Source organism: Synechocystis sp. LEGE 06083, assembly GCF_015207725.1.
Classification (GTDB): Bacteria; Cyanobacteriota; Cyanobacteriia; order Cyanobacteriales; family Microcystaceae; genus Synechocystis; species Synechocystis salina.
The window spans coordinates 1-7,317 of sequence record NZ_JADEWJ010000195.1 but is presented as its reverse complement, the minus strand read 5'-3'; the positions used below and the strand labels follow the sequence as shown (position 1 = coordinate 7,317).

Below are 7,317 nucleotides of genomic sequence, written 5' to 3'. Positions count from 1 at the left end.
GAATCTGGATATTTGTCACTCCAAGAATGCACCACAGAACGTTTGCAAATTATTGCTGAAGCATTAGGAAAAAGTATTGTTTTAGATTATTATGAGCGCGAAGTTTCTAGCTTATTTGACAAAATTAAACCTTTCACAACAGCCATTCAAGGTAAAAATCCCCGTCCTCCAAAAGAAAAAGAATTATTGGGCTATATTGGTGGTTTATTGTTAATTGAGCAAAAAGTTTTTGGTATTGTTGAAGTGGGAGAAAAACCTGATCCTATTTGGGATTTTCCCGAATTAGACCGTCTCTACTTACGCCTAGAAGATGAATACGAGTTGCGAGAACGTTGGCTAGCGTTGGAAAAAAAACTAACCTTAATTAGTAGAACAATGGAAACAGCCCTAGCAATTCTACAAAGAGATAGTAGTCATAGAGTTGAATGGTATATTGTTATTTTGATTGTAATTGAAATTATTCTAGCTGTCTATAGCTTGCTTAACTAAAGCTTTGAAACATTGCTCAGTGGAACTGAACAAATTTTGTATATAAAAGAAAGATAACCACAAAGATTAAAAAATTTAACTTTCTTTAAAGCTTTCTTAATTTGTCCACTAATGCTCTGTCAACTCTGTTTAACTGCTGAGTTGATTATTGGGGATGCCGTTTAAATTAATTGTGAAATGTAACGATATTTACCAATCTAAGTAGGGAATTTTAGCGAAGGGAATAGACCCCAGTAACTTTTACTAGGGGTTTCTAAGCTGGCGATCTTTCCCTAATCTTGACTAATGTGGAGGTCAACTTTTTGCTGTTTCTGCTGCCATGGGCAATTGCTGATTATTGATCGCCCACGAAAGGATTGAGCAAACAAACCCCAGTGCCAACAAAGTCTTTAACATTACGGCTAACTAGGGTCAGTCCATAACTGAGAGCAGTAGCAGCAATTTTTTTATCTAGGGCGTTATGGGGATTAGGGACTCCTAATTTTCCCCAAATCTGAGCTTCAAAGATGGTGAAATCTAGGATCTGGTCAGCGTAATCTGCAATTACAATTTCCAACCACTCCTCCAGTAAATTAGCTTGTTGATTATTCCCTCGATGCCTGATTAATTCCACACGCCGCCGCAATTCTGCAATGGTAATCATACTCAAATAGAGATGCTGAGCTTGCTGAAAAAATGCTAGTACGCCGGGGTCAGCCCTATCTTGCTTCCGTAGTTCACTAATAACGTTGGTATCAATCAAATATTTGACTGGCTCTGTCATCCTGTATTCGCTCAAAATCTGAGTCATTGCCCACATCGGGAATTTGGCGAAGCACCTCCGCAAAGGGCTTTCGAGGAGGTTGCAATAGGGCCTGCTCTAGGATTCTGCGGTGCTCTGCTTCGGCACTGATGCCATGTTGCCCCGCCCGCTTTTTCAGGGCTACCACCACTGCCTCATCAATATTGCGGACAATTAAATTAGCCATCCACTACCCCCAGCTCATAACAAACTCTTGCTTTTGGTCATCACCCAGATGATAGCTTTTTAACCGAATGGTAATATTCCATTAAATGTTGGGGAACATAGAACGGGCTAGATCTCCTAACCCAGAACGAAAAGATCGCCAATTCAACGTCGAAGCAATTTAGATTACCCTAGAGGAGAAGTCCTTCTCCTTTTACACCATGGCAACCTTTGAAGTAGATCCAGTCAAAATCCTGGAGAAGATAGATTCCCGCTTAGAACGGTTGGAAGCTGGTCAAGCTGAAATGAAAACGGCGATCGCCACCATTGACTAGAAGGTGACCGACACAGGCAAACGCCTTGACTCCATTGAAACCAGAGTTGGCAGTCTGACAGGCTGGATTATTGGCATCCTCTTTGCCCTAGTGGGGGGATTGCTGGGATTACTGGGCAAAGTGACTTTTTTCCCAATCTTTGAAGATGAATCGCAATACAGTACAAATTATACTCTTGAGAATCGTCTGTAATCTTTATATCTGACTTTTTAGGTTAGCTAATCATTTTCTTCAGCAAAGCCCCGTATCAGACGATTTGGGACATGGTGGTAATTTTCAGAATTTATTAATTGATAATAATTAGTAATAATTTGTGTTGAGCGATGGAGAGTTGGAAAAATTCCACGATACAATTAGGTTTGTGATAGCTATTCAATATTTTTTTTAGGAATGATTGAATGAAAATTAACCGTCATGGGCAAACAAAAGTATTAACAGGGCAGGAATTACATGACCTTTTTACGGTGGGATTATTGACTCCCCGAGATCGCCTACTGTTGGGATGAACCCACAAATAGATAAGAACAGTCATTACGTCCTTATGAGCTTGACCAGGCTCTTCAACTTTTGTCCCCGTAATGAGATGCTAGCCTCTATAAAGTCCTCAATTAAACTTGAATCTTTCTAAACAATATGGGTGCAAGAATGTCATATCCATCTCAACCATCTGCTGAGCGCTCCATAACGACCTTTGATGAGTTTGTGCGATTAGCTGATTACTCTCTGATGGACACCTTAAATGCTGATCCCGATGCCATGGGAGATGGAGACGATCGCCGTGCCCGGCAAGTTTTTTCTGGTCATTTCGTACCTGTAACACCCACACCGCTTGCGGAACCAGAATATGTAACCCATAGCAGCACTTTTTTTAAGGAACTTGGGTTAAACGATAGACTGGCACTTGACGACAAATTTCGCCATATATTTTCTGGTGATATTTCTGCTGCCCATGAGCCTATGCGTCAGGTTGGCTGGGCGACTGGTTATGCACTGTCGATTTATGGCACCGAATATATTCAACAATGTCCATTCGGTACTGGTAATGGTTATGGAGATGGTCGAGCGATATCTGTATTTGAAGGAATAATCAATGGCCAGCGCTGGGAAATGCAATTGAAAGGTGGCGGACCAACGCCTTATTGCCGTGGTGCGGACGGTCGAGCAGTACTACGTTCAAGTGTGCGTGAGTTTTTAGCACAAGAATATATGCAGGCTTTGGGTGTTCCAACATCACGCTCTTTGACACTTTATGTTTCTAAATGTGAGACTGTTACCCGGCCTTGGTATTCCCAAGACTCCTACTCCATTGACCCTGATATTTTAGTAGACAATCCTGTAGCCATTTCAACTCGTGTTGCACCATCCTTTTTGCGCGTTGGTCAACTGGAATTATTCGCCCGTCGCGCTCGCAGCAATGCTCATCCAAAAGCATTAAAAGAGTTACGCATGATAGTGTCTCATTTAATTGAGCGAGAATACAAAAGCGATATTAATCAAAGTCTTAGTTTTGCAGATCAATTGGTTGAGTTAGCTAAGCTATTTCGGCAGCGTCTCACGACCCTGGTGGCTAATTGGTTAAGGATTGGTTACTGTCAGGGTAATTTTAATAGTGATAACTGCGCTGCTGGTGGCTTTACCCTCGACTATGGACCATTTGGGTTTTGTGAAATGTTTAACCCTGGGTTTCAGCCTTGGACTGGGGGCGGACAACACTTTTCATTCTTCAATCAGCCAGTTGCAGCAGAGGCGAATTATCATATGTTTTGGAAATCAGTTAGGCTACTACTCACAGAAGATGCTAAGGCTTTAGAATCTTTTGATCAAGTACGTTATGGCTTTGCAGAAACAATGCAAGAGCAAGTTCAAAAAATGTGGAAAGCAAAACTTGGCTTGACTGAATATAACCCAAAGCTGCTTAAGAAACTAATAGAGTTGATGACTGAATCACAGGTGGATTACACCATATTCTTCCGCGAATTATCTCATATACCAGACCATATTTCACCATTGAAAAAGAGCTTCTACGTAGAAAGTTCACAACAACTCGAAGAGCAATGGCAATCTTGGCTAAAAAGCTGGCGTGACCTCGTCACGAAGGATAATGATTTGGCTGAGATATCAGCGAAAATGAAACAAGTCAATCCCAAATATACATGGCGGGAGTGGTTGATTGTCCCTGCTTACCAACAAGCAATGCAAGGTGACTACACCTTGGTTAGAGAGTTGCAAGAAGTACTTAGCCGTCCATATGATGAGCAGTCAGAAGAAATAGAAGATAAATACTATTCTCTAAGGCCTAAGACATTTTTTAACACTGGTGGCGTGTCGCACTATAGTTGTTCATCTTAATGATGACGTGCATCCCGAACTCATTAAGATGCTATTAAGCGTCAATTACAAAGTGAGTGATCTAAATTTTCCTCTTTATACAAAATTTAGATCGCTCTCGAGCAATGCTGAGTGCTGGATTGCCAATGTAAGTCAGTAACTGGGTTCCAGCCTCTAAAATTTATAGTTTCATTTAATTTGGTCCCAAAATACCGATGATTCCGGGTCGCTACAGATAACGGAGAAGGCCAGAGTGATTAATTTACAAGAAATCTTCTCATTTTATTCATGGAGCATGTTATGAGTTTTAGAAGCGTCAATTAAGATCATCGCTCAAAATATCGAATAAAAACTATAGCAATTTTTGGTTGTGCGAAATATAGCAAAACCCTTATAAGCAAAGCTTTACAGCCTTTATAAATTACCTCGTTTATATAAAAATATAATAAATAAAGCTGAGCAAGTTGCAGATAATAGAACAAGATTTTTTAGGTTTTATTTAGACTAAGTGCGTAATCATGCAGACAAAATCAATTAAACAAAATAAAATATATGTATTAGCTAAGTCATTCTTTTTAGGGTCTTTAATATGATTTCTTGATTGACCAAATCTATGGTCGTTGTTGCAACGTCTTTCATTTTCATTGTCGGTATTGTTGGCAGCCTAAACCAAGCTCACGCTGTCACTTTTGCCACATGAAATCACTTTACAACTGGCACGGATACAGTCATTAATATTTATACTTCTACTGGCATTTCTTTTTCCTAATCGCCCAATGAGGGGATTTTTTGGCAATTGGACTACATCCCTACAGTGAGTACTTTTTAGCACCCTGAGATTCTCATGTATCAAGGGTTTTGTCATAACTTTTCCAGATTGAAAGCCGCTACTTAATTGAATAAAAACTATAAAGGGCTATTGCAGTGAATAACCAAAGTGATTCCCAAGATTCTATCCCCCAATATGATGCCCATATTATTCCGGCTGAATCCGCCGCACGTCAGCATCGAGAAGGTAAAGACTTTGGCCATACCTCCCATGTCACAGCCGATGGTGAATTGAGTGAAGTAAGCCATGGTTATACGGTGGATAAAGAAGGTTTGCTCAATAACTACGCAGTCGAGACAGAAATGTACGTTGATGTCCCTGGAGATATGCAAGAGGAAACTGCCCAACCTTTGCCAGATTGACCCTAGACCAACAAGAGATAGTCCTCAATGTTTCTCCTGCTGTAGTTGAAGAATGGCGATCTCTTACTGTTCAAAAATAATCCCGTGTAGCAAATTTTTATGCTGTGAACGCTCGATTCAAACTGTACAAATACAATTTAATGTCCTGAATGCCATTTGATTAGTTATCTCTCTTTAACTCCTCCCTAAGTTATGCAACAGATAAAAACCAGAACCCTTACGCCACAACTTCTGAGCAAAATGGATGCCTACTGGCGAGCTGCCAACTATCTATCGGTGGGGCAAATTTATTTGTTTGACAATCCTTTGCTGAAACGTCCGCTCACCTTGGCAGACATTAAACCGATGCTGCTGGGTCACTGGGGTACAACTCCTGGGCAGAATTTTATATATGTGCATTTGAATCGGGCGATTAAAAAATACGACCTCGATATGATCTACGTCTCTGGTCCCGGACATGGGGGGCCAGCGGTTGTGGCGAACACCTATCTGGAAGGCACTTACAGCGAGATTTATCCCAACATTAGTCAGGATGAAGTCGGACTGCAAAAGCTCTTTTTACAATTTTCCTTTCCCGGCGGTATTCCCAGCCATGCCTCACCGGAATGCCCCGGCTCAATTCACGAAGGCGGCGAACTGGGCTATTCCCTTAGTCATGCGTTTGGGGCGGTGTTCGATAATCCCGATCTGGTTGTGGCCTGTGTCGTAGGCGATGGTGAGGCAGAAACTGGTCCACTGGCAACGGCATGGCATTCCAACAAGTTTCTCAACCCTGCCACCGATGGTGCGGTACTGCCGATCCTCCACCTCAACGGCTACAAGATTGCCAATCCAACCATCCTCGCCCGCATTGAGCCAGAAGAATTAGACCAGTTGCTGCGGGGAAATGGCTGGATTCCTTATTACGTGGAAGGCCATGAGGCAGAATTAATGCACGAAGCGATGGCAACGACCCTCGATCAGGCGATCGCCGACATCAAACAGATCCAGCATGAAGCTCGTGACAATGGCAATACCAAACGCCCGCGCTGGCCGATGATTGTGCTGCGATCGCCTAAAGGTTGGACGGGGCCAAAATGGGTGGACGGCGTTCAGATCGAAGACACATTCCGTTCCCATCAAGTACCGCTCTCCGATCCGCGATCGCATCCCGAACATCTCAAGCTTTTGGAAGACTGGCTGCGGAGCTACCGACCCGAAGAACTTTTTGACGAGTCAGGACGATTGAAACCGGAATTAGCTGAACTAGCACCGAAAGGCGATCGCCGTATGGGGGCAAATCCCCACGCCAACGGGGGCATGCTGCTACGCGACCTGATCATGCCAGACTTTCGGGACTACGCGGTGAATGTACCGGCCCCCGGATCGGTTCAAGCTGCCGATGCCCATGAACTGGGTGTGTTCCTGCGAGACGTAACCAAGCTCAACCAAGAGCAGCGCAATTTTAGAATTTTTGGCCCCGACGAAACCCTCTCCAACCGTTTGAGCGCCGTATTTGAAGTAACAGATCGCCAATGGGATGCCCAAACCCAAGCTAACGATGAGTTCCTTGCCGCCGATGGTCGAGTGATGGAAATGTTGAGCGAGCATCAATGTGAAGGCTGGCTAGAAGGTTACCTACTCACGGGGCGACATGGGCTGTTCAACTGTTACGAGGCGTTTATCCACATCATCGACTCGATGTTTAACCAGCACGCCAAATGGCTAAAAGTAACGGCAGAGCTACCATGGCGACGACCGATCGCCTCTTTAAACTATTTACTGGCTTCCCACGTTTGGCAACAAATGCACAACGGCTTCACTCACCAAGATCCCGGATTTATCGATCACGTTGTCAATAAAAAAGCCTCCGTCGTGCGTGTTTACCTACCGCCCGATGCCAACTGCCTGCTGTCGGTTTGGGCATTGTCTGCTTAGGGAGTGAGAGCTAGAATTGTTACGCAGTATAAGGTTGAAAAAAATGAACTGTATCTATTGTGAAAGTGAACGGGTAGTGAAAAATGGAAGAAAGAAGCTGAAGACGAGACA

The 7,317-nt window shown here is 43.2% G+C and carries 5 protein-coding genes and 1 pseudogene; 4 read left to right on the top strand and 2 right to left on the bottom strand.

The genetic code is table 11. From position 1 onward, the window contains the following. A partial coding sequence (locus IQ219_RS14020) for an RMD1 family protein (protein WP_194073014.1) occupies window positions 1-489 on the top strand: 489 nt, incomplete at its 5' end. Between the two features lie 334 nt (window positions 490-823). On the opposite strand, the gene IQ219_RS14015 is transcribed toward IQ219_RS14020, so the two are convergent. Both IQ219_RS14015 and IQ219_RS14010 read right to left on the bottom strand, forming a co-directional pair. After that, window positions 824-1,252, bottom strand: coding sequence for a type II toxin-antitoxin system VapC family toxin (locus IQ219_RS14015; RefSeq protein WP_194073013.1), 429 nt, complete (start codon window positions 1,250-1,252; stop codon window positions 824-826). Further along, a complete protein-coding gene (locus tag IQ219_RS14010) occupies window positions 1,224-1,457 on the bottom strand; it encodes a DNA-binding protein (protein WP_194073012.1) in 234 nt (77 codons plus the stop codon). The genes IQ219_RS14015 and IQ219_RS14010 overlap by 29 nt, the downstream gene beginning before the upstream one ends. Before the next feature lie 958 nt (window positions 1,458-2,415). Between IQ219_RS14010 and IQ219_RS14000 the strand changes: the two genes are divergently transcribed. The 3 genes and pseudogenes from IQ219_RS14000 to IQ219_RS13990 form a co-directional block, all read left to right on the top strand. Next, on the top strand, window positions 2,416-4,119 hold the full coding sequence (locus IQ219_RS14000; protein WP_194073015.1) for a YdiU family protein: 1,704 nt from the start codon (window positions 2,416-2,418) through the stop codon (window positions 4,117-4,119). A gap of 903 nt (window positions 4,120-5,022) precedes the next feature. Continuing rightward, window positions 5,023-5,289: a hypothetical protein gene (locus tag IQ219_RS13995; protein ID WP_194073016.1), complete on the top strand. Its 267-nt coding sequence runs from the start codon at window positions 5,023-5,025 to the stop codon at window positions 5,287-5,289. A 192-nt stretch (window positions 5,290-5,481) separates the two neighbouring features. Continuing rightward, a pseudogene (locus tag IQ219_RS13990) lies at window positions 5,482-7,201 on the top strand (phosphoketolase); the annotation flags it as partial. Window positions 7,202-7,317: the final 116 nt, after the last annotated feature.

What these genes read in the sequence shown, in the direction of transcription:
- IQ219_RS14010 (WP_194073012.1), bottom strand. Translation starts at nt 1,457, where the DNA reads ATGGCTAATTTAATTGTCCGCAATATTGATGAGGCAGTGGTGGTAGCC.
- IQ219_RS14000 (WP_194073015.1), top strand. Translation starts at nt 2,416, where the DNA reads ATGTCATATCCATCTCAACCATCTGCTGAGCGCTCCATAACGACCTTT.
- IQ219_RS14015 (WP_194073013.1), bottom strand. Translation starts at nt 1,252, where the DNA reads ATGACAGAGCCAGTCAAATATTTGATTGATACCAACGTTATTAGTGAA.